This window comes from Curtobacterium pusillum (assembly GCF_007673235.1).
In the GTDB taxonomy this organism is placed as follows: domain Bacteria; phylum Actinomycetota; class Actinomycetes; order Actinomycetales; family Microbacteriaceae; genus Curtobacterium; species Curtobacterium pusillum_C.
Genome location: NZ_VDZH01000004.1, coordinates 34,144 through 56,040 on the forward strand (window position 1 = coordinate 34,144; position 21,897 = coordinate 56,040).

The 21,897-nt window shown below is 73.1% G+C and carries 16 protein-coding genes; 8 read left to right on the top strand and 8 right to left on the bottom strand.

The features are described 5' to 3' along the window. Positions 1-6 precede the first annotated feature (6 nt). Both FS532_RS11855 and FS532_RS11860 read right to left on the bottom strand, forming a co-directional pair. Positions 7-1,725, bottom strand: a complete 1,719-nt coding sequence (locus FS532_RS11855; protein WP_144754442.1) for a dihydroxyacetone kinase family protein — start codon at positions 1,723-1,725, stop codon at positions 7-9. Next, positions 1,722-3,098, bottom strand: coding sequence for an MFS transporter (locus tag FS532_RS11860; RefSeq protein WP_144754445.1), 1,377 nt, complete (start codon positions 3,096-3,098; stop codon positions 1,722-1,724). The genes FS532_RS11855 and FS532_RS11860 overlap by 4 nt, the downstream gene beginning before the upstream one ends. 165 nt (positions 3,099-3,263) lie before the next feature. Here FS532_RS11860 and FS532_RS11865 point away from each other — a divergent pair, with 165 nt between their 5' ends. Then, on the top strand, positions 3,264-4,004 hold the full coding sequence (locus tag FS532_RS11865) for a FadR/GntR family transcriptional regulator (RefSeq protein ID WP_079238696.1): 741 nt from the start codon (positions 3,264-3,266) through the stop codon (positions 4,002-4,004). Positions 4,005-4,136: 132 nt separating this feature from the next. Here FS532_RS11865 and FS532_RS11870 read toward each other — a convergent pair whose 3' ends face one another. Then, positions 4,137-7,931 carry an SGNH hydrolase domain-containing protein gene (locus tag FS532_RS11870; RefSeq protein WP_144754447.1) on the bottom strand — a complete coding sequence of 1,265 codons (3,795 nt, stop codon included), beginning with the start codon at positions 7,929-7,931 and terminating at the stop codon, positions 4,137-4,139. Positions 7,932-8,261: 330 nt separating this feature from the next. On the opposite strand from FS532_RS11870, the gene FS532_RS11875 reads away from it, so the two are divergent. Then, the gene (locus FS532_RS11875) at positions 8,262-8,906 is read left to right on the top strand and encodes a class I SAM-dependent methyltransferase (protein ID WP_144754450.1); all 645 of its coding nucleotides are present in this window, start codon (positions 8,262-8,264) and stop codon (positions 8,904-8,906) included. A gap of 2 nt (positions 8,907-8,908) precedes the next feature. Here FS532_RS11875 and FS532_RS11880 read toward each other — a convergent pair whose 3' ends face one another. The 4 genes from FS532_RS11880 to FS532_RS11895 all read right to left on the bottom strand — a co-directional run bounded on the left by FS532_RS11880 (position 8,909) and on the right by FS532_RS11895 (position 13,794). Continuing rightward, positions 8,909-9,820 (bottom strand): sugar phosphate isomerase/epimerase family protein, encoded by a 912-nt coding sequence (locus FS532_RS11880; protein WP_144754453.1) that lies wholly within the window; start codon positions 9,818-9,820, stop codon positions 8,909-8,911. Continuing rightward, positions 9,817-11,028 (bottom strand): DUF993 family protein, encoded by a 1,212-nt coding sequence (locus tag FS532_RS11885; RefSeq protein ID WP_144754456.1) that lies wholly within the window; start codon positions 11,026-11,028, stop codon positions 9,817-9,819. Before FS532_RS11885 ends, FS532_RS11880 begins: the two co-directional genes overlap by 4 nt. Then, positions 11,025-12,308, bottom strand: a complete 1,284-nt coding sequence (locus FS532_RS11890; RefSeq protein WP_260852738.1) for a Gfo/Idh/MocA family protein — start codon at positions 12,306-12,308, stop codon at positions 11,025-11,027. Before FS532_RS11890 ends, FS532_RS11885 begins: the two co-directional genes overlap by 4 nt. A 445-nt stretch (positions 12,309-12,753) precedes the next feature. After that, positions 12,754-13,794: a LacI family DNA-binding transcriptional regulator gene (locus FS532_RS11895; protein WP_144754459.1), complete on the bottom strand. Its 1,041-nt coding sequence runs from the start codon at positions 13,792-13,794 to the stop codon at positions 12,754-12,756. 105 nt (positions 13,795-13,899) lie between these two features. Between FS532_RS11895 and FS532_RS11900 the strand changes: the two genes are divergently transcribed. From FS532_RS11900 to FS532_RS11910, 3 genes are all read left to right on the top strand, one after another. Continuing rightward, a complete protein-coding gene (locus tag FS532_RS11900; RefSeq protein ID WP_144754461.1) occupies positions 13,900-15,792 on the top strand; it encodes a DUF6807 family protein in 1,893 nt (630 codons plus the stop codon). Between the two features lie 122 nt (positions 15,793-15,914). Beyond that, on the top strand, positions 15,915-17,267 hold the full coding sequence (locus FS532_RS11905) for an MFS transporter (RefSeq protein ID WP_144754464.1): 1,353 nt from the start codon (positions 15,915-15,917) through the stop codon (positions 17,265-17,267). Positions 17,268-17,463: 196 nt separating this feature from the next. Next, complete coding sequence (locus FS532_RS11910) at positions 17,464-17,958, top strand: tetratricopeptide repeat protein (RefSeq protein WP_144754467.1); 495 nt, start codon at positions 17,464-17,466, stop codon at positions 17,956-17,958. Positions 17,959-18,087: 129 nt separating this feature from the next. Here the strand turns inward: FS532_RS11910 and FS532_RS11915 are convergent, their stop codons facing one another. Next, a complete protein-coding gene (locus FS532_RS11915; RefSeq protein WP_186322013.1) occupies positions 18,088-18,807 on the bottom strand; it encodes a GntR family transcriptional regulator in 720 nt (239 codons plus the stop codon). Positions 18,808-18,981: 174 nt separating this feature from the next. Between FS532_RS11915 and FS532_RS11920 the strand changes: the two genes are divergently transcribed. Genes FS532_RS11920 through FS532_RS11930 form a run of 3 tightly spaced genes read left to right on the top strand, consistent with a single transcriptional unit; the run spans position 18,982 to position 21,894 of the window. Next, a complete protein-coding gene (locus FS532_RS11920; protein ID WP_144754473.1) occupies positions 18,982-19,695 on the top strand; it encodes a phosphonatase-like hydrolase in 714 nt (237 codons plus the stop codon). Further along, positions 19,692-20,762, top strand: a complete 1,071-nt coding sequence (locus tag FS532_RS11925; protein ID WP_144754476.1) for an alcohol dehydrogenase catalytic domain-containing protein — start codon at positions 19,692-19,694, stop codon at positions 20,760-20,762. The genes FS532_RS11920 and FS532_RS11925 overlap by 4 nt, the downstream gene beginning before the upstream one ends. 7 nt (positions 20,763-20,769) lie before the next feature. Beyond that, positions 20,770-21,894 (top strand): alpha-D-ribose 1-methylphosphonate 5-triphosphate diphosphatase, encoded by a 1,125-nt coding sequence (locus FS532_RS11930; protein ID WP_186322014.1) that lies wholly within the window; start codon positions 20,770-20,772, stop codon positions 21,892-21,894. The last annotated feature ends 3 nt before the right edge of the window (positions 21,895-21,897 follow it).

The following is a 21,897-nucleotide window of genomic DNA, read 5'->3' on the forward strand; positions in this document are numbered from 1 at the left end:
ACTTCCTTACTTCTCGGCCAGTGTCGCGAGGACCGCGGCGGTGATGAGGGCGAACGAGATGGCGCCGGCGTCGGGGGTGCCGACCGCGTCCTCGCCGTGGGTGCGGGCGCGGCCCATCCGCGGCAGCAGGTCGGCGGTGGCGTCCGCCGCCGCTGTGGCGGCGGCGGAGGCGGCGGACCAGGCGGTGACCAGGTCGTCGCCGGCCGTGGTGCGGGCGGTGAGCACCTCGTCGAACGGGACGAGTGCGTCGACCATGGTCTTGTCACCGGGGACGGCCCCGAAGGCCAGGACGGCCTCGGCGGCAGTGTGCACGGCCTGCGCGACGGTGGCACCCGACGGACGCTGGTCGTCCCCGAGGACTCGACCCAGTGCCTCCAGGGCGGCTCCCCAGATCGCGCCGGACGTTCCACCGGCCTTGTCCGACCACGCATCGCCGGCGACGGCGAGGACGGAACCCGCGCCGCCGCCGCGCGCGGCGGCGTCCTGCGCGGCCGCGTCGGCGGCGGTGGACCCGCGTTGCATGCCGATCCCGTGGTCGCCGTCACCCGCGACCGCGTCGATCCGGCCGAGCTCGTCGGCGTGCGCGTCGATGGTGGCGCGGACGGCGCTGATCGCCGTCGCGACGCGGGCGGCCGACGCCTGCGACTCCTCGGAGCCCGGCGTGATCGGTGCCTGCTCGTCGGCGGCGAGGGTCTCGGCCGCGACGCGCTCCTGCGGGACGGCACCGCCCTTGCGGTAGGCGGGGCTGTCGGCGGGCGCGGCCCAGAGCTGCTCGAGTTCGTCGTCGAGCCAGAAGAGGGTGAGGGAGACCCCGGCCATGTCGAAGCTCGTGACGAGCTCGCCGACCTCGGGCTCGACGATCTCGACGCCCGCTCCCCGGAGCCGGCGTTGGACGGCACCGAAGACGACGAAGAGCTCCTCGTACTTGACGCTGCCCAGGCCGTTGAGGATCGGGACGACGCGTGCCCCGTCGACGGCGACACCGGACGGCAGCTCGGTGAGCAGCTTGTCGACGAGCAGGTCGGCCAGTCCGGACGCGGTGGGGACGTCGGCTTCGTCGATGCCGCGTTCGCCGTGGATGCCCATCCCGATCGCCATGCGGCCCTCGGGGACGGTGAAGAGGGGTTCGTCCGACCCGGGGAGTGAGCACCCGGAGAAGGCGACGCCGAAGCTGCGCGTCCGGTCGTTCGCACGGGTGGCGACGGCCGTGACGTCGTCGAGGCTGCGGCCCTGCTCGGCGGCGGCTCCGGCGACCTTGAAGACGCAGAGGTCCCCCGCGATGCCGCGGCGCTTGTGGGCCTCGGCGCTCGGGGCGCTCGCGACGTCGTCGGTCACGCGGACCGTGCGGACCTCGATCCCCGCTGCGGTCAGGGCGCGTGCCGCGGCGTCGAAGTTGAGCACGTCGCCGGCGTAGTTGCCGTAGCTCAGCAGGACCCCGCCGCCGTGCTCGGATGCCTTCGCGACCGCGGTGACCTGCTGCGCGCTCGGGCTGGCGAACAGGTTCCCCATCGCCGCACCGGCCGCGAGCCCGTGCCCGACGAGGCCGCCGAACGCCGGGTAGTGGCCGGAGCCGCCGCCGACGACGAGTGCGACGGTGCCCTCGGGGCTGGTCGTGGCGCGGGCGACACCGCCGTGCACCTTCCGCACCCGGGACTGGTTCGCGGCGACGAAGCCGTCCACCATCTCGTCGGCGAAGTCGGCGGGGTCGTTGAACAGGCGGGTCATGCGGTGGTCTCCTGGACGGTCTGCTGCGGTTCGGCCGCTTCGTGCTGCTTGGTGTTCCGGGCGAGCGTGAACATCAGGACGCTCGACAGGACCATGAAGAAGCCGACGATGAACATCGGGACCTGGTAGCCGCCGGTCCACTCGCTGACGGCGCCGGTGATGTACGGGGCCGCGAAGCCGCCGAGGTTGCCGACGGTGTTGATGAGCGCGACACCCGCGGCCGCTGCCGCGCCGGTGAGGAACTGCGTCGGCACGGTCCAGAAGTTCGGCAGCGCGGCGAAGATCGAGCACGCGGTGATCGCGATGACGGCGACCGTGGCGGCCGGGCTGTTCATGTAGAGCGCGACCGGGATGCTCAGACCGCCGACGAGCGCCGGGACCGCGATGTGCCACACCCGCACCCCACGACGGAAGGCGTCACGCGACCAGAAGTAGAGCACAACGGCGGCGGGCACGTACGGGATCGCCGTGATGAGGCCCTTCTGGAACAGGTCGAACGTCGTGCCGAACTGCTCCTGGAAGCCGTCGATGATGGTCGGCAGGAAGAAGCTCAGCGCGTACAGGCCGTAGATGAAGCCGAAGTAGACCGCGGCGAGCATCCACACCCGGCCGGAACCGAAGGCCGCACGGAGACCGCCCTTGGCGTGCCCGTCTCCCCCGCCCTTGGCCTTGTTCTCGGCTGCGAGGGCACCCTCGAGCCACAGCTTCTCGTCCTCGTCGAGCCACTTCGCCTGCGACGGCTTGTCCTTGAGCACGAAGAGGCACAGGACACCGACGATGATCGCCGGGATCGAGACGCACAGGAACATGAAACGCCAGCCGGCCAGGCCGCCGAGCAGGCCCTCGTGGGTCATCAGCCAGCCGGCGAGCGGGGAGCCGATGACGCTCGTCAGGGGCTGGGCCAGGTAGAACAGCGCCAGCATCTTGCCGCGGTGCCGGGCGGGCACCCACGTCGACAGGAACAGGATCGCGCCGGGGAAGAACCCGGCCTCGGCGATGCCGAGCAGGAAGCGCAGCCCGACGAGCTGCGGGTAGTTCTGCACCCACGTGAAGAGCAGCGAGACGATGCCCCACGTGATCATGATGCGCGCGAGCCAGATGCGCGCGCCGAACTTGTGGAGCGCCAGGTTGGACGGGACCTCGAGCACGAGGTAGCCGATGAAGAACACGCCGGAGGCGAACCCGAACTGGGCGGCGGTCAGACCGAGGTCCGCCTCCATGCCGTTCGGGGCCGCGAAGGAGATCGCGGTGCGGTCGAGGAAGTTGATGAAGAACATCAGTGCCACGAACGGCACGATGCGGATCGCGATCTTGCGGATGGCCGTCTTCTCGACGACCGAGGTGGGGATGCCTCGCGTGGCGGGGATGTCCACGATGACTCCTGCTCGGTGGGGTGGTGCTCCGCGGGGCTGCTGCGCCGGGCACGGAGGTGGCGCATCGGTGCGCACGGACAAGTGTGCGCGGTCGGCAGCAACTTGTCAACCGGTTGACCAAACGGGTCGAGGCCGAACCGGTTGACCGAACGGTACGCTCACTGCATGCCCGCGTTCAGCCCGGACGACCCGCTCAACATCCGACTCGAACTCGAGTCGGTGCCCGCGGGGTCGCCCGCCTCCGAGGTCGCCCGACAGCTCGTCTCCCTGCTCACCGCGGGCGAACTGGCCCCTGGTTCGCGGCTGCCCTCCGAGCGGCTCCTGGCCGAGCGGCTCGGCGTCGGGCGGTCCGCCGTGCGCGAGGCCCTGGCCGCACTCGAGATCCTCGGCATCGTGCAGATCCGGCCGGGTTCCGGCACCTACCTGCAGGGCGGCACGTCGGACCTGCTGCCGACGACCCTGTCGTGGGGGCTCATGCTCGCGTCGAACCGCACGCGGGAGCTGCTCGAGATCCGGTCCTCGCTCGAACGGACGGCCGCGATCCTCGCCGCCCAGCGTGCCACGCCCGCGCAGCTCGAGGAGCTCCAGACCTACATCGACCGACAGCACGAGACGCTCGACGACCCGGACGCCTTCATCGACGCCGACGTCCGGTTCCACGTCCTGCTCGCGCGCTCGGCCGGGAACGACGTCCTCGCCGACCTGCTGCAGAGCCTCCGCTCGATGCTCAGCGTGTGGGTCGGCCGTCGTGTCCGCACCCGCCAGGCGACCGAGGCGGCGTACGAGGAGCACCGGGCGATCCTCGACGCACTCCGCGCTGGGGACGTCCTCGCCGTGCAGCGGGCGATGGACGACCACATGGCGACGGCGAGCGCCCGCATCGAGCACGCGGGCCCGGCCGACTGACGCGGGGCGGGCCACCGCGCCCGCCCGTGCTCACGCGCTGAGCGACACCTCACGGGCTCGCCGGCACGTGAACTGTCGCCCAGCGCGTGAGCCTGCCCGGGCACGGCGCGCGCGGCCCGCCCGGCCGGCCGCCTACGTGCGCAGCAGTGGCGCCACGAGCGGCTCGAGCCACGCCGAGTACGCCGTCGACATGTGCGTCTGGTCGCGGTACACGAGCTTGTCCTGCACCACCACCGGGCACCCGTCCTCGGTGCAGAACCAGTCGCGCGGCTCCACGGTCGGGACCCCGGCCGCCCGCACCGTGTCCGCGACGTCCTCGTGCCGCCCGGACACCGCGTAGGCCCGCCGCTCGGACTGGTTGCACTCCCCCACGGTGTCGAGGTGCTCGGCCACGCAGGACACCGCATCGCCCTCGGGTACGGGGGTGTCGAGCATGTACACGGTCCTGAGGCCGGCGGCCTGCATCGTCGCCGCGGTCTCAGCGGTGCCGTCCGCCCACGTGGTGTTCGACACCTGCTTGCCGGGCACGTTGTCCGACTGGGCCATCACCACGAGGTCCGGGGCGAGGGCCTCGATGCGCCGCATGGAGGCGTCGCGCCACTCCGGGCACTCCGTGTACGTGCGCTTCAACGAGGAGTTGAACAGCTCGACGTCCTGGGCGACCGGGCACGCGGCCTTCGTCCACGCGACGACCTTCCAGCCCTCGGACCTGCCGGCGGCGTCGAACGCGGGCAGCCACTGCTGCGCGTGCGAGTCGCCCCACAGCACGACGGTGCGGGCGCCGGTCGGGTCGCCGTACACGCACGCCTTCTGCTCGATCTGCAGGTAGCCCGCGTGGCAGCCGTCGTCCGTGGAGTCCGGCTGGTCGTCGGCCGCGGCGGTGAGGCTCGGGGTGAGGTTCGCCGGCACGTCCGAGGTCCGGAGCGCGGACCGGATCGTCGCCTGGATCTCGGCGGAGTCACCCTGGTCGAGCTGTGCGGCCTGCACCGTGCCGCCGCTGCCGACGAGCGCCGGTACGGAGAACACGACCACCACCGCGGTCGCCGTCGTCGCGGCCGCTGCGCCCGCTCCGATCGCGGCCCAGCGGATCCGCTTCCACCGGGCACGCGCCGACGGCGACTCGATCAGGTGGTACGTGACCGTGGCGACCCAGAGCGCGACCGCCATCACCTCGAGCTTCTCGAGCCAGCCGAGGTCGCGGTTCACCATCACCGGGACGAGGACGACCATCGGCCAGTGCCACAGGTACCAGCCGTACGACACCTTGCCGATCGCCTGGAACGGCTTCAGCTGCAGCACGGTCTCGACGGAGCCGCGACGGTAGGCGCCACCGCCGGCGATGACCGCGCAGGCACCGAGGACCGGCAGCAGTGCGGCGGTGCCGGGGAACGGCGTCTCGTCGGAGTACACGAGCGCACTCGCCAGGATCGCGCCGAGGCCGAGCCAGGTCAGACCGATCTGCAGCACGCCCGGGATCCTGGCGAGGTACCGGGCGCCGAGCGCCAGGAACGCCCCGGCGGCGAGCTCCCATGCGCGGGTCTGCATCGAGAAGTAGGCCAGCGGTGAGTCGTGCGCCGTGATCGTGACGGACGCCCACATCGACCCGCCGAACACGAGCGCGACGACCGCGGTCATCGCCTGGCGACGGTGGCGCTTCCACAGCACGATCGCCAGGGTGAGGACGAGCGGCCAGAGCAGGTAGAACTGCTCCTCGACACCGAGCGACCAGAAGTGCTCGAGCGGCGATGCCGGGCCGTCCGCCGCCTGGTAGTCGACGCCCTGTGCGGCGAGCCGGTAGTTCAGTGCGAAGAACGTCGCCGCGACGCCGTCCCACGCGACGTTCGACGCCCGGAGGATCGAGTCGAACACCCGCGTCGCGACCACCGTGACGGCGATCACGAGGAGCGCCGTGGGCAGCAACCGTCGGATGCGACCGGCGTAGAAGGACCCGAAGTCGATGCGGCCGTTCCGCTCGACCTCGCGCAGGAGCTGCCCGGTGATGAGGAAGCCCGAGATCGCGAAGAAGACGTCGACCCCGACGTACCCGCCCGTCAGGACGGGCGCACCCGTGTGGTAGACGACAACGAGCAGCACGGCGATCGCCCGCAACCCCTGGATGTCCGGCCGAAAACGGCGCGGCCCGGCGGCCTGCGGACGCTCGGCCTGCACCGGTTCCTCGACCGGGGCGGCGGTCGCGGCGAGCGCGACCGGGTCCAGCCGCTCACCGAATGCAGGAGGTGTCGGACTGGAGGCGCGGCTCGGCTCCGGCAGGGAGCCGACCGGTGTCGACGGGGTCACCACCGGCGACCGCGGGACCCGCTTCGGCGCCGTCGGTACCGACAGGAACAGCATCGGGACCTGCACGTAGGCGTGGATCGCGGCGAGGATCCACATCGCCCAGAGCACGTCGAACCCGTACCGGACGGTTGCCCAGGCGAGCCCCGTCCACGTGACGAGGAGCGAAGCGGTGACGGTGATGCGCATCACCCGGGCGATCTGCGTGCCGAGCGGTGTGGTGACCTTCTTCGCGGCACCGGTCGGCACCCATTCGCGCGTCTTGCCGGTGAGGACGTGCACGATCGCGACGGCGTGGGCGAACGAGTACAGCGTCTGGATCCGCAGGACGTCGATGCGCCACCGGGACTTGTACATGATCGGGACGACCACGAGCCACATCACCATCGCGCCGAGGAGCCACACCGAGTTCTGAGGCATGATCCACTGCGGCAACCCGAACAGCATCACGAGCCCGGGCAGGGGCGACAGGAACACGTTCACCGCGGTGGAGATGTAGTAGAGGAACCCCGACCAGAAGCACATGCGCTGCCGCAGGCTGATGTGCGGGTTCTCGTGGAAGGTCGTGTCGGCGAGGAGCGACATCGAACCCGTGCACCAGCGGTACTGCTGGTTGAGGAACGAGGCGAGGTCGTCGGGGCACATGCCCTTCGACACGAGGATCGGCACGTAGCGCACCAGGAACCCGACGCGCATGAGGTTCACGCCGGTGTGGACGTCCTCCGAGTGCCCGATCTGGGCGAAGCCACCGGCCCGCTCGAGGGCCGCGCGACGGTAGATCGCACACGTGCCGACGCAGATCGCGGCGTTCGAGCGGTCCCGGGCGGGCTGGATCCAGCGGTAGAAGAGCTCCTGCGTCGCGCCGGCGGTGCGCTGCAGCCAGTGCATGCCCTTCTGCGCGTCGAAGAACTGCGGCGACTGCACGATGCCGAGTTCCTGGTCGTCGAAGTACGGAACCAGCTCGTACAGGTAGTCGGCGCGCGGCACGAAGTCGGCGTCGAACACGGCGATGAGGTCCCCGTCCGACTGCTCGTAGCCGTGCCGGAGGTTGCCGGCCTTCTTGAGGTGGCCGCGGTTCGGTCGCACTTCGTACCGGAACCCGTGTCGGCGGGCGAGCTCGGCGACCTCGGGCCGGTCCCCGTCGTCGAGCACGTACACCGTCAGGGTCGTCGGCCAGTGGAGCTGCGCGACCCAGTGGTAGGTGTTCTCGAGGATCGCGATCGGCTCCCCTGCCGTGGGCAGGAACACGTCCACGGTCGGGTACCGGCCCGGTTGCCAACTCCGGACGCGCTCGATGTGGTCGCGCTTGCCGAAGCGCTTGCGCCGGGAGCTCGTGGTGAGCGAGATGCACAGCGTCAGGCAGTACAGCGTCGTCGGGATGAGGAACAGCAGCAGCCCCGGAGCGGATGTCGAGAACCGCCAGATGCTCGACGCGATGAGGGCGAACGCGGCGGCCTGGGCGAAGAGCATCCAGCGGTGCTGCGCGCCCATGTACCAGTACTTCTCGCGGTCGGTGGGCGGGGCGGGGAGGTACTGCTGCTCCCGCACGGCCGCCGGTGGCCGGGACTCCTGATCCGTGCTGTTCGTGGTCGACGCGTTGCGTGCGTCGACCACCGTGTCCGTGGACGTCATGTCGGGCCTTCCCCTGGTTCAGGCGTGACGAATGGCGTTGCAGTGGTGCGGGTACGGTGCGGTGCAGCGGTGCCGTGCGGTGATCGTTCGATGTTGACGGTTGCTCGTGCATGCGGAGTGACCGGCCGGTTACGCGCACCTGGCAGTGTGCCCCTCGAACGGGGGACACCCGTCCCCCTGGTGTCGTGCGGCCGAGGAGCCGATCGGCAGCGCGCTGCCGATCGGGACGTGTCCCCCGGCTCACCCTGCCGTTCACCCCGTCGGGCCCGGGCGTTGCCGGATCGGCAACGGTTCTTGTCCAGCGCGCGCGGGATGCGGTGGAGTGACGCCATGCACACGCACCAGGAGTCGACCGACCCGACCGCCCGCGCCTGGTGGGAGGCCCGCTACGCGCAGCAGGACGGCATCTGGTCGGGGCGCGTGAACGCGGTGCTCGCCGACGTCGCGTCCTCGCTGCCGACGGGGCGCGCGCTCGACCTCGGGTGCGGGGAGGGCGGCGACGTGGTGTGGCTCGCCCAGCAGGGGTGGGACGCGACCGGGGTGGACCTGTCCGTGACGGCGGTCGCGCGCGGCTCCCGGGCGGCCGTCGCCGCGGGCGTGGAAGACCGGACGGCGTTCGTCGCAGCGGACCTCGACGCGTGGGACACCGCGGCACGCTTCGACCTGGTGACGGCCTCGTTCCTGCAGTCGTGGCCGGTGCAGATCCCGCGTGCGGCGATCCTGCGCCGGGCCGCCGGGTTCGTGGGGTCGGGCGGGCACCTGCTCGTGACGGCCCACGCCGCACCGCCGCACGGCGACCTGCCCGAGGAGCTGCGGACGTACCGGTTCCCGACGCCGGAGGAGGACCTGGCAGCCCTCGACCTCGACGACGGGTGGGATGTCCTCGCCGCCGAGCTCCGCCCGCGCACGGCGACCACGCCCGAGGGTGCGCCGCACGAGGTGCTCGACAGCGTGGTGCTCGCCCGGCGCACCTGACCTCAGCGGGGCAGGGGCACCTCGGACGCGAACGCCCGGACGACACGGTCGACGACCTCCGGCGCCGGGGCGTCCCACACGGCCTGGTTGAAGATCTCCACCTCGACGTCACCGGTGTAGCCCGCCGCGGTCACGGCAGCGGTCACCGGCCCGAAGTCGATGTGCCCGTCCCCCATCACGCCCCGCGACAGGAGCGGGTCGGCGGCGATCGGCGTCGTCCAGTCGCAGACCTGGTAGCTCGCGATCCGACCCGCAGCGCCCGCGCGGGCCACCGAGGCCGAGAGTGCCGGGTCCCACCAGACGTGGAACGTGTCCACGACGACCCCGACGGCCGCTGCCGGGAACGGCGCCGCCAGGTCGAGCGCCTGCGCGAGGGTCGACACGACGGCCCGGTCGGCGGCGTACATCGGGTGCAACGGTTCGACGGCGAGCTGCACGCCGGCGTCGAGCGCATGCGGGACGAGGTCGGCGAGGGCGTCCGCGACACGACCGCGGGCACCGACCAGGTCGCGGGACCCCTCGGGCAGTCCCCCGGCGACGAGCACGAGCACGGCGGCGGAACCATCAGCCCCGGCGCCCGCCAACGCCGCGGTCTCGTCGATCGTTCGGCGGTTGTCGTCGAGCGCCCGCTGCCGTTCGGCGCCCGGCGGGAGGGTGAAGAAGCCCCCACGGCAGTGCGACGACACCCGGAGCCCGGAGTCGGCGACCATCCGTACGGCCTCGGTCAAGCCGACCTCGGCGACGGGCTCCCGCCACGTGCCGATCGCCTGGACACCGGCGGCGCGGACGGTGTGCAGGGCATCCCGCAGCGAGGCGTACTTGATCGTCGCCTGGTTGATCGACAGCCGCGGGTGCGGAAGTCCGGTGCCCGGGACCGCCCCGTCCCGCGTGGCACGGACCGTGGGCGTACTCACGCGACCGCCTCGGAGAGCGGGCGGTCGGCGGGTGCCGAGCCGCGCCTCCCGGCAGACACCGGCACCCCTGCCAGCGCGAGCAGGTCGTGCCAGCGCGACGCGGCGAGCGACGGGTCCTCGAGCGCGCCGCAGGCGTTCGCGAGCCGCACCGTCTCGGACAGGTGCGGCAGTGAGCGGCCGGCGTGCTGGCCGCCGACCATGGCGAAGGCGGGCTGGTGGCCGTTCAGCCAGGCGAGGAACGCGATGCCGGTCTTGTAGTGCCAGGTCGGGGCGCTGAAGACGTGCCGGGACAGGGCCTCGGTGGGCCCGAGGAGGGCACGGTAGGCGGCCTCGTCGGGGAGGGCCCGGACAGCGGCGGACGCGATCGGCGCCACCGCGGCGAACGCCCCGAGCAGGGCATCGGAGTGCGTCCGGTCGGTCCCGGCGATGAGGTCGACGTAGTGGAAGTCGTCGCCCGTGAACATCCGGACGCCGGCGGGCAGCTGGGATCGGAGGGAGACCTCGGCACGGGCGTCGAGCAGGCTCATCTTGATGCCGGCGACCTTCGACCCGGCGTCGCCCATGATGTCGAGCACGGTGTCGGGGCCCTGCAGGCCGCCGAAGTAGCCGACGAGGGCGGGGTCGAACGCCTCCCCCAGCCAGTGCAGGACGACGGGGCCGCCCGCGCGCGCGATGACCGCGCGGTACACGCGGCGGTAGGTGGCGGGATCGCCGTCAGCGAGGCGGGCCAGGTGCCGGCTCGCCATGAGCACGACCCCGGCGCCGGCGTCCTCGGCGTGGTGCAGCTGCCGGACGTAGGCGTCGACGATCTCCGGTTCGGTGGCTGTCTCGTCCGGCAGGTCGTCGGTGTTCACCCCGACGACGATCCGGCCGCCGACGGACTGCGCCTCGCGAGCGCTGCGCGTGATGAGCTCGCGGGTGGCGGCCGGGTCGAGCCCCATGTTCCGCTGCGCGGTGTCCATCGCGTCCGCCACACCCAGGCCCCACGACCAGAGGTGGTGCCGGAACGCCAGGGTGGCGTCCCAGTCGAGGTCGGCCGGGGCGCCCGGCGTGTTGTCGGCGGCGGCGCGCGGGACGACGTGGGCTGCGGCGTAGACCACGCGCTCGGTGAGCGGGGCGGTCGGCCTCTCCACAGCCGTCACGGCCGGCTCGCGCAGGTCGACCCGGCTGGTCGTGCCGTCGGGTGCGAGGAGGGTCAGCGTGCTCATGCGCGTGCCCCGACGGTCTCGGTGCGGTCCGCCGTGTCGGTGCGTTCCGCGTCGACGGCGCTGTCGGCGCTGTCGGCACTGTCGGCGCTGTCGGCGCTGTCGGCGCTGTCGGCGCGTTCCGTGCTGTCGGCCTGGAGGCGCGGCTCGGCCCCGGTGGGCAGCGCCAGCTCCGGCAGGTCGATGCGTCGGCCCTCGGCGCTCGACCGCAGACCGGCCTCCGCGAGCGCCACGCCGCGGGCACCGGACAGCAGGTCGTACGGGTGCGGGCGACCGGCGACGAGGTCACGCAGGAAGTCCTCCCACTGCGCACGGAAGCCGTTGCCGAACTCCTCGTTGTCGGGGACCTCGAGCCACTGCCCGCGGTAGTCCCGCTCGTCCTTGAGGTCCGGATTCCACACCGGCTTCGGCGTCGCCGTCCGCGGCTGGATCCGGCAGCCGAACAGCCCCGCGACCGCGCTGCCGTCGGTGCCGTCGACCTGGAACTCGACGAGTTCGTCACGGTCGACGCGCACCGCCCAGCTCGAGTTGATCTGCGCCGTGATGCCGCCCGCGAGGTCGAACACGCCGTAGGCCGCGTCGTCGGCCGTGGCCTCGTACGCCGAGCCCTGCTCGTCGGTGCGCTCCTCGATGTGGGTGACCGCGCGGGCGTACACCGACTCGACTCGGCCGAAGAGCTGCTCGAGGACGTAGTTCCAGTGCGGGAACATGTCGACGACGATGCCGCCGCCGTCCTGCTTGCGGTAGTTCCAGCTCGGCCGCTGCGCGGTCTGCCAGTCCCCCTCGAACACCCAGTAGCCGAACTCGCCACGGACGCTGAGGACCTTGCCGAAGAAGCCGGAGTCGATCAGGCGGCGGAGCTTGCGGAGGCCGGGCAGGTAGAGCTTGTCGTGCACGACGCCGTTCGGGACGCCGGCTGCGGCTGCGAGTCCGGCGAGTTCGAGGGCCTCGGCGGAGGTCTCGGCCGTCGGCTTCTCGGTGTAGACCGCCTTGCCGGCGGCGATCGCCTTCCGCAGGGCATCGGCGCGGGCGCTCGTCACGGCGAAGTCGGCGAAGACGTCCCAGCGGGGGTCGGCGAGGGCGGCGTCGAGGTCGGTCGTCCAGTGCTCGAGGCCGTGGCGCGTGGCGATCTCCTCGAGCTTCGCGGCGTTCCGACCGACCAGGATCGGTTCGACCTGCAGCCTCGTACCGTCCGGGAGCGGAAGCCCGCCGTCGTCGCGGATGGCCAGGATCGACCGGACGAGGTGCTGGCGGTAGCCCATGCGTCCCGTGACGCCGTTCATGATGATGCCGATGGTGCGCGTGGTCAACGCGTGCTCCCTTGCTCGCTGTGCCCCGCTTCCCGGTCGAGCGGGAAAGCGCTTGCCGGAACCGTACACCACGGGTCGGGGAGGCCGCACGCGCGTGTTCGGCCGCGTGCGTTCGGCGCGGCGGGCGCGCCGAACGGGCACAACACGCCGCTCACCTCCGCCGAGAGGGCACAAAACGTCACGCTCGAGCGCCCCGGGCGGCAGTTCGTGCCCACTCATCGCGACACCCCGGGGGTGGGCGGGCGCGGGGCGGGCGCGGGCTCGCATGGCCTTCGGCGCCCTCGAGCGGGCACGACATGCCGCTCACGTCCACCGAGAGCGCACGAACTGCCGCCGCCGGACGCCGAGCGCGACGTTTTGTGCCCTCTCGAGGCCCCCGTCGGCCCGGTGGGCGCGGACCCAGGCGCGGACCCTGGCGCTACCGCGCCGTGCTCGCGCGCAGGACGACCTCGCCGTCGACGGCTCCGTCGACCTCGACCCCGAGGGCCCGCCGCACCGCCCGCGCCCCGATCTCCTCGAGGGGCAACCGCACGGTGCTCAGCGCCGGTACGACGTCGGCGAGCATCCGCACGTCGTCGAACCCCGCCACGCCGACGTCGGCACCCGGCACGAGGCCGCGGTCCCGGATCGCCGCGACCGCCCCCACCGCCATCAGGTCCGTCACGGCGAACACGCACCGCGGCAGCACCGGACCGCCGTCGGCAGCGGCGTCGAGCAGCGCCGACATCGCCCGATACCCGCCGTCCCGCGAGAACTCCGACGGCACGACCGCACGGTCGGGCACCCGGATGCCGTGCGCCGCGAGTCCCGCCACGAAGCCGTCCACCCGCGCCCGGGCGGTGACGAGCTCGGGGTCGCCGGCGAGCACCGCGAACGAGTCGTGCCCCTGCTCGACGAGCGCTCCGGCGAGTGCCGCGGCACCGCTGAGGTTGCGGATCACCAGGGGTTGCACGCCCGGCACGCCCGGCACGGCACCGTCGAGGTCGGAGACGAGCGCCGACACTCCGGCACCAGCGGAGACCAGCCCGGACACCGCGGCCGCGACCTCGTCGCCGGCACCGAGCCGCCGGCTCACCGCGAGCACGACCGCGCGTGGCCGGAGTCCGGCGACGACTCCGAGCAGCGTGGCCTCCCGTGCGGGGTCGCCCCCGGTCGACGTGATCGTGACGACCAGTCCGGCCTCGTCAGCGGCCCGGATCGCCCCGGCGGCGATCGCCGCGAAGTACGGGTCCGCGATGTCCCCGACGACGAGCGCGAGGGTCGTCGTGGTCCCGCGGGCGACCGCCTGCGCCTGGACGTTGGCGGTGTAGCGGAGCTCCGATGCCGCCGCGTGCACCCGGTCCGACGAGTCCTGACGGACCTTCCGCGTACTGCCGTTGAGCGCGCGCGAGGCGGTCGCGAGCGACACGCCTGCCCGCTCGGCCACGTCGGCCAGGGTGACGGTGCCTCGCTCAGGCATGTCGTGCCTCCAGTCCGTCCGCATGTAAACGGTCCATGGTGAGGATACCGACCGAGGGAAGGCGCAGCCTGCCCACGGGGAAAGCGCTTGCTACCGTTGCAGACCATGGATGTCTCGGATCACCTGCCCGGCGTGGTGCTCGTCGGCGCGCGCGGCTTCGGCCTGCACCACCGCGCGAACATCGACCGGCTCGTCGCCACGGGGGCGTGCACGCTCACCGCGGTCATCGACCCTACCCTCGGCACGGACACCGACGGCGGTGTCCCGGTGGTCGCCGACGTCACCGCCGCGAAGCGCCTCGGGTCGGTCGACGTCGTGGTCGTCGCCGCCCCGATCGGCGCGCACCTGCCGCTGGCACTCGCCGCCCTGGAGGCCGGCGCGGACGTCCTGCTCGAGAAGCCCCCGGTGACGACGCGCGCGGCACTCGCGACCCTGCTCGACGCCGCGCACCGGACCGGCCGTGTCGTCCAGGTCGGGTTCCAGAGCCTCGGGTCGCACGCGGTCCCGGCGTTCCGGTCCGGCGAGCTCGTCGGGGCCGTGCGCTCCGCCGCCGCCGTCGGGACCTGGACCCGGAACCAGGCGTACTGGGACCGCTCCGCGTGGGCCGGACGTCGACGGGTCGGCGGGGTGGACGTCCTGGACGGCGTCGTCACGAACCCGCTCGCGCACGCCGTGGCCACCGCACTCGCACTCGTCGGATGCCGCCGTGCCGACCAGGTCGCCCGCGTCGAGGTCGAGCTCTACCGGGCGAACGCGATCGAGGGCGACGACACCTCGACCGTCCGGGTCACGACGACGGCCGGGCTCGAGGCGACCGCCGCGCTCACCCTGTGCGCCCCCGCCGAGGTCCCGCCCACCGTGCGGGTCCGCGGCACGACCGGAACGGCGACCCTCGGGTACACGACCGACGAGGTCACCGTCGACGGGGTGACGCGGGACCTCGGGCGGACGGACCTGCTCGAGAACCTGCTCGCCCACCGCTCCCGCGGCGACGACCTCCTGGTGCCGCTCGAGTCGACCGGTGCCTTCGTCGAGGTCCTCGAGGCCGTCCGCGCGACCGAGCCGGTGCGGATCGACCACCCTTGGGTGACGTGGGAGGGCGACGGCGCCGAGCGCCGCCCCCTCGTCACGGACGTCGAGGCGATCGTCGACCGAGCCGCGGACCAGCGCGCCCTGTTCTCCGAGGTCGGCGCCCCCTGGGCGCACACCGCCCACGACGAGGTCCTGCAGGAACTCGTCGTCGACGGCACCCGGGTCGCGACGGTGCTCGACGGCGCTGGCACCATCCCGTCGTCGTCCCCGCGCCCGTACCTGCACCCCGTGCGGACACTCGGCGGCACGACCGTGAGCGCGCGCCGCCCGCCGGACCACGACTGGCACTGCGGTGTCGGGTTCGCGATCCCGGACCTGGACGGGGTGAACTGCTGGGGCGGCCCGACGTACGTGCACGGTCAGGGCTACGTCTGGCGGGACGACCACGGCAGCGCCGACGTGCCGCACACCGAGGCGCACGGACGCTCGCTGCAGCAGGAGGTCGTCTGGCGCCGCCCCGACCGAGCCGTCGCACTCCACGAGGACCGTTCGACCTCGTGGCGCGCCGTCGCGCAGGGGTGGGAGCTGACGTGGTCCTCGTCGTTCCGGACAGCGGGTGACGCCGTCGTGCACCTCGGCGGCCCGGGCAGCAACGGACGCGTCGGTGCCGGCTACGGCGGGTTCTTCTGGCGGTTCCCACCCGGTGCGGACGCCACCGTGCGGACGGCGGACGTCATCGGCGAGGACGCCGTGCACGGGTCGGTCGCGCCCTGGGTCGAGTGGTCGGCCGTGTTCGACGGAGCACCCGCGACGGTCCGCCTCGAGGCGCTCGACCACCGCGACCCGTGGTTCGTCCGCGCCGCGGACTACCCCGCGATCGGGTCTGCACTGGCCTGGGACGAGCCGACGCTGGTCCGACCCGGCATCCCCTTCGTGCGCTCGTTCCGCGCGACGATCACCGACTGAGCACCCCTTCGTCGGGCCGCTCCGGATGGTGTCGACGCGGGTGTTGAAACGTTTCGGCGCAGCGTGCTAGCGTCTCGGAAAGCGCTATCCACAACAATCGACGACGATTCCGGAGCAGTGGCATGCAGCAGAACGACGACGTTCTCCAGGCGGCGGACCACCCGACGACCTCCTCCAAGCGGGCCCGACGAGCCGCCCTCAGCGGCTGGGTCGGCAGCGCCCTCGAGTACTACGACTTCTCCCTGTACGCGCAGGCGGCGGCGCTCGGGGTCCCGGCGGTGTTCTTCGCCACCGAGGACCCGGCGGTGATGATCATCGCCTCCCTGAGCACCTACGCGGTCGGGTACGTCGCGCGGCCCATCGGAGCGGTCGTCCTCGGTTCCTGGGGCGATCGGCACGGCCGGAAGAACGTCCTGGTGTTCGCCATGGTCCTGATGGGCCTGTCCACCTTCGCCGTCGGGCTCCTGCCGACGTACGCGCAGATCGGGGTCTGGGCGCCGATCCTCCTCGTCACGCTCCGACTCCTGCAGGGCTTCGCCGTCGCCGGGGAACTCGGTGGTGCGAGCGCGATGATCATCGAGCAGTCGTCGGCCGAGAAGCGCGGCTGGTTCGCCAGCTTCAGCCTGCAGGGCACGCAGATCGGATCGATCCTGGCGACGGCCATCATGCTGCCCCTGGCGGCGATCGTCGGCGACGAGGCGTTCCTCGCCTGGGCGTGGCGCATCCCCTTCCTGCTGAGCGCCGTGGTGGTGCTCGCGGGGTACCTGGTCCGCCGCCACGTCGAGGAGTCCCCGGCCTACACGGTCGTCGACACCACCGGGAACACGATCGAGCGACGCCCGTACCCGTTCATCGACCTGATCCGTTCCCACCCCGGTGCGGTCGCGCGCTGCGTCGTGATGACCTTCACGAACGCGCTCGGGATGGTCGCCCTGACCTTCGGCGTCTCGTACGGCACGCAGGAGAGCTACGGCAACGGCTTCTCGACGAGCCAGTTCCTGGTCGTGACGCTCATCACGAACGTGGTCGCGGCAGCGACGATCCCGCTGTTCGGCTCGCTGTCCGACCGGTTCGGTCGGCGCGTGTTCATGATCGGCGGCACCGTCCTCGGCGGCCTGAGCACCTTCGCCTACCTGTGGGCGATCTCGCAGCGGAACATCGTGCTCGTGATCGTCTTCGTGCTGATCCTGCACGCGGTCTTCTTCCAGATGTGGAACGCGACGTTCGCCACCTTCTTCCAGGAGCAGTTCCCCACCCGGATGCGCGTCACGGGCTTCGCGGTGTCGCAGAACCTCGGGCTCATGATCGCGGCGTTCTTCCCGAGCATCTTCGTCGCGATCGCCCCGCCCGGCACCGCCAACGTGCCGCTCGTGATCGGCGGGACGGCCCTCGGCCTCTGCGTGCTGTCGGCGGTCGCGACGTTCTGGACCCGCGAGACGAAGGGCCTGTCACTCCAGGAGCTCGACGCCCGCTGACGCGCGGCCCGCGCCCGGCGGGCGGGCGGCGGGCGGGCCGCCGGGCGATTCCGCGCGTTGGAGGCCGATCCGCGCAGAGGAGGCCGAATCGCTCGTAGGAGGCAGGACCTTCCGACCTCCTACGCGCGATTCCGCTTCCCACCGCTCCTGTCATGGGAAGGAACGCACGCGAGAACACCCCCGCTACGGTGTCCGGATGACCGACACCGACTGGGAAGCCCGGGTCGCAGCGCTCTGGGCGGACGACACGATCGACGACACCACGCGCATCGACCGCATGCGCGAGCTCGCCGAGACCGCCCCGCACCCCGCCCTCGGCGCGTTCGAACTCGGCGGATCGCTGGACTCCGCCGGCCACGAGGCCGAAGCCGACGTCCACTACACCGCTGCCACCGCCGCAGGCCTCGCGCAGGTCGACCCCGACCGCGCCGCGCGGCTCGTGGTGCAGCACGCGTCGACGCTCCGGAACCTGGACCGCGTCGACGAGGCGATCGCGATGCTCCGGGACGCACCCACCCACCCGACGACGGGCGCTGCCCCGCGGGTGTTCCTCGCGCTCGCCCTGCACAGCGCCGGCCGACACGACGAGGCACTCCGCATCGCGATCGAGGCCGTCGAGCCCACCCTCCCCCGCTACAACCGTTCGGTCCGCGCCTACGCCGCCGCGCTCACCGAGCCCGACGGCGCGTAGCGCCGGAACGCACGCACGCACCGACCCACCGGCCTGGAGGCACGTGGCGGCCCCGCCCCGCGCCTCCAGGCCGTCACCCGGTCACCCTCCCAGCAGAACCGCGCGTCGGGAGCCGACGACCGCGACGCCCTACCCCGCCAGCGCCCCGCTCTCGAACAGCACCCGCATCGCATCCGCCCGGATCCACCGCTCACTCACGAGCAGGGGCCTCCCGGTGCCCGCGTCCACCGTGCCGCTCTCGATGAACCACCCGAGCGTGACCTCGTCGAGGTCCAGGTGCCGGGCGACCTCCTCGGTGACGACGTCGGCGCTGGCGCGGACCCACCGCCGCACCGGGTCCGCACCGGCCGCCTCGCGCAGCACCTCGTACAGCGAGTTCCGCACCCGCAGCGCCTGCCCGAGCTCCGGGACGACGGCGGGCGGCACCCACTCGACACCCCACGCCGCGGGCAACCCGTCGACGAGCGAGCGACGGGTCAGCCGGTGGCACGGCGCACCCGGCTCGAGACCGAGGTGCCCGGCGACCCCGATCGGCACGGGCGCGAGCGCACACGACAGCGTGACGCTCGAGGGCTCCCCGCCGGCGGACCGGACGGTGTGGCTCCACGACGGTGCCGCGTCCGACCCGATGCGGTAGTCGATGCGCCGCGCGACGAAGCTCCCGACGCCCTTGACCCGGCGGATCCGGTTCCGGCGCTGCAGGTGCTGCAACGCCGCCCGGGCTGCCGAGCGTCCGACGTCGAAGCGGGCGGACAGCTCGGCCTCGCTGGCGACACGGGTGCCGACGGCGGCGTCGGCGAGCTCCTCCTCGAGGACCGCCGCGATGTCGAGGTAACGCGTTTCCGGCACGCTGCGGACTGTAACGGACCCGACCGCCCCGGCGCACACCTGTCCGGACAGGCCCGCGACCTCCGGCCGGTGCTGTTCACCTGCCGGACACCTCCCGACCGGATCGCCGTCACCGCGCCCCCGGACGCTGTCGGCAGCCCCGCAGCCGCGAGGCCCCGGACCACCAGGAGCCCCATGATCTCGCTCGTCTGCCTCGACATGGCAGGGACCACCGTCCAGGACGGCGGTGTCGTCGTCGACGCCTTCCGCACCGCACTGACCGACGTCGGTCTCGAGCCGGGCACCGCCGGGCACGACGACGCCGTGCAGTACGCGCTCGACACGATGGGGCAGTCCAAGATCGCCGTCTTCACCGCGCTGTTCGACGGCGACCAGGTCCGCGCCGATGCCGCCAACGCGGCCTTCGAGCGCGCGTACGCGGACACCGTGGAACGCGGCGTCCGGCCCGTCGACGGTGCGGTGGACAGCCTGGAGGCACTGCGCGCCTCCGGCAGGCGGGTCGCGTTGACGACGGGGTTCTCCCCGGCGACCCGGGACGCCGTACTCGACGCGCTGGGGTGGCGGGACCTCGTCGACCTGGCGCTGTCGCCCGCCGACGCCGGCCGCGGCCGCCCGTTCCCCGACATGGTCCTGCAGGCCGTGCTGCGCACGCAGACCGACGACGTCCGCCGGGTGGCGGTGGTCGGGGACACCGTGGCGGACCTCCTCACCGGGTCGCGTGCCGGGGCCTCCGTCGTCGCGGGTGTGCGGACGGGCACCCACGGGGACGCGGACTTCCGGGCGGTGCCGCACACGCACGTGATCGACTCGGTCGCCGACCTGCCTGCCCTGCTCGAACGGGTGGACGCCGGGGTCGACGCCCCACTGGCCACGCCGGTCGGAGCGTGACGGACCTCGACGTCCGCTCGACGCTCTGGCACGGTGTCGGCGAGCCCGTGACGGTCCAGCGGCTCGACGGCCCGGTGCCCCTGCCCGCCGGGGGCGTGCTCGTCGCGATCGAGGCGGCCACCGTCTGCGGGAGCGACCTGCACACCGCGCTCGGGCACCGACCCGGTCCGGCGCCGAGCGTCCTCGGCCACGAGCAGGTCGGCCACGTCGTCGCGCTCGGCCCGGGGGCACCGGCACCGACCGTCACGGGAGCGCCCGTCGCCGTCGGGGACCGGGTCGTCTGGTCGGTCGCGGCGTCCTGCGGCACGTGCGACCGGTGCGCGTCCGGTCTCCCGCAGAAGTGCCGCGCGCTCCGGAAGTACGGCCACGAGGAGTCGACTCCCGACTGGCCGCTGAACGGCGGCTTCGCGACCCACTGCGTCCTGCTGCCCGGCACGGGGATCGCCGTCGTGCCGGACACCATGCCCGCCACGGTCGCCGCGCCCGCCGCGTGCGCCACGGCCACCGTCGCCGCCGCGCTGGACGCCGTCGACCGCCCGCTCGCCGGCACCCGGGTGCTCGTCACGGGGGCCGGGATGCTCGGGATCACCGCGGTCGCGATGGCCGCCGCCGCCGGAGCGACCGTCACGGTGTCGGACCCGAACGCCCAGCGCCGTGCCCGGGCCGTGTGCTTCGGCGCCGACCGGGCCGTCTCCCCCGGCGACCCCGTCGGCACGGTCGACGTCGCGATCGAGCTCTCGGGCTACGCGGACGCCGTCGAGACCGCCGTGGACGCGCTCGACGTCGGCGGCACCGCCGTGCTGGTCGGGGCGGTGTCGTCCAGCCGACCGGTCTCGCTCGACCCCGAGCGGATCGTCCGCGGGCTGCTCCGGATCGTCGGCGTGCACAACTACGCCCCGCAGCACCTGGCGACGGCGGTGGCGTTCCTGGCGGAGACCGACCTGCCGTTCGCGGACCTGGTGGAACCCGCCGTCGGGCTGGACGGGGTTGCCCACGCGGTCGTCACGCCGCCGTCGTCCGGGTACCTCCGGCGCGCGATCGTGCCCACGGCGACGCCGACGCCATGACGGTGCGGTGACCACGTACCGCGCGGCCCGCGTCCACTCCGGCGCCGAGGCGACCGACCAGACCGACGACACCGTCCTGCACGTGCGGGACGGTGTCGTCGCGTCGTCGTCCCCCGACGACGACCCGGTGGTCGACCTCGGCGACGTCGAGCTCCTACCCGGCCTGGTCGACGTGCACGCCGACTCCCTCGCCCGGTTCGAGCAGCCCCGGCCCGGCGTCGGCGTCCCGTTGCCGCACGCCCTCGACGCGTTCGCCGCCGACGCCGTGCTCGCCGGGGTGACGACGGCGTTCCTCTGCTGCTCGCTCGAGCCGGACACCGTCCCCGCGCGCGGCGCCGCCCACGCCCGCGAGGTCCTCGAGGCGCTGGAGGCGACACCGCTCCCGATCGACGTCCGCGTGCACCTGCGCGTCGACGTCACGCACGACGACACCGTCGCCGCGCTCGAGGAGCTCGTCGCGGCGTTCCCGGAGCACATCGGGCTCGTGTCGTCGATGGACCACACACCCGGCCGGGGCCAGTACCCCGACGAGGCCGGGTGGCGCCGGGCCTACCGCACGCTCGACCGGCTCGACGACGACGCCCTCGACGCTCGGCTCGCCCGCTTCCGCGACGGCGCTGCAGGCATCCCGCGCCGGCGCGGACGGATCGCCGCGATCGCCCGGTCCGCCGGGGTCGTGCTCGCCGCGCACGACGACGACTCCGCCGAGGCCGTCCGGACCGCGATCGCCCTCGGCTCCGGCATCTCCGAGTTCCCGGTCACCACCGAGGCCGCGGCCGAGGCCCGGGCGGCGGACCTCGGCGTCGTCGTGGGCGCCCCGAACCTCTGGCGCGGCGGCTCGCACGGCTCCGGCCCATCCGCCCGCGAAACCGTTGCCGCCGGGAACGCCGACGTCGTCACGTCCGACTACCACCTCGGGTCGCTGCTGCCGGGTCTCCGCGCAGCGGCCGTCGCCGGGGTCGCACCGTTCGACGCACTCGTCCGCACCGTGACCGCCGCCCCGGCCACGAGGACCGGCCTCGCCGACCGTGGGACGCTCACGCCGGGCCGACGCGCGGACTTCGTGGCGGTCCGCGGCGAGCGCGTCGTCGGCGTGTGGGTCGCCGGGCAGCAGGTGCTGGCGCGCACCTGAGGC

Bases quoted from the DNA above. Each gene is read 5' to 3' on its own strand.
- FS532_RS11855 (WP_144754442.1), bottom strand. From the start codon at position 1,725: ATGACCCGCCTGTTCAACGACCCCGCCGACTTCGCCGACGAGATGGTG.
- FS532_RS11865 (WP_079238696.1), top strand. From the start codon at position 3,264: ATGCCCGCGTTCAGCCCGGACGACCCGCTCAACATCCGACTCGAACTC.
- FS532_RS11870 (WP_144754447.1), bottom strand. From the start codon at position 7,931: ATGACGTCCACGGACACGGTGGTCGACGCACGCAACGCGTCGACCACG.
- FS532_RS11875 (WP_144754450.1), top strand. From the start codon at position 8,262: ATGCACACGCACCAGGAGTCGACCGACCCGACCGCCCGCGCCTGGTGG.
- FS532_RS11885 (WP_144754456.1), bottom strand. From the start codon at position 11,028: ATGAGCACGCTGACCCTCCTCGCACCCGACGGCACGACCAGCCGGGTC.
- FS532_RS11890 (WP_260852738.1), bottom strand. From the start codon at position 12,308: ATGAACGGCGTCACGGGACGCATGGGCTACCGCCAGCACCTCGTCCGG.
- FS532_RS11895 (WP_144754459.1), bottom strand. From the start codon at position 13,794: ATGCCTGAGCGAGGCACCGTCACCCTGGCCGACGTGGCCGAGCGGGCA.
- FS532_RS11900 (WP_144754461.1), top strand. From the start codon at position 13,900: ATGGATGTCTCGGATCACCTGCCCGGCGTGGTGCTCGTCGGCGCGCGC.
- FS532_RS11905 (WP_144754464.1), top strand. From the start codon at position 15,915: ATGCAGCAGAACGACGACGTTCTCCAGGCGGCGGACCACCCGACGACC.
- FS532_RS11910 (WP_144754467.1), top strand. From the start codon at position 17,464: ATGACCGACACCGACTGGGAAGCCCGGGTCGCAGCGCTCTGGGCGGAC.
- FS532_RS11920 (WP_144754473.1), top strand. From the start codon at position 18,982: ATGATCTCGCTCGTCTGCCTCGACATGGCAGGGACCACCGTCCAGGAC.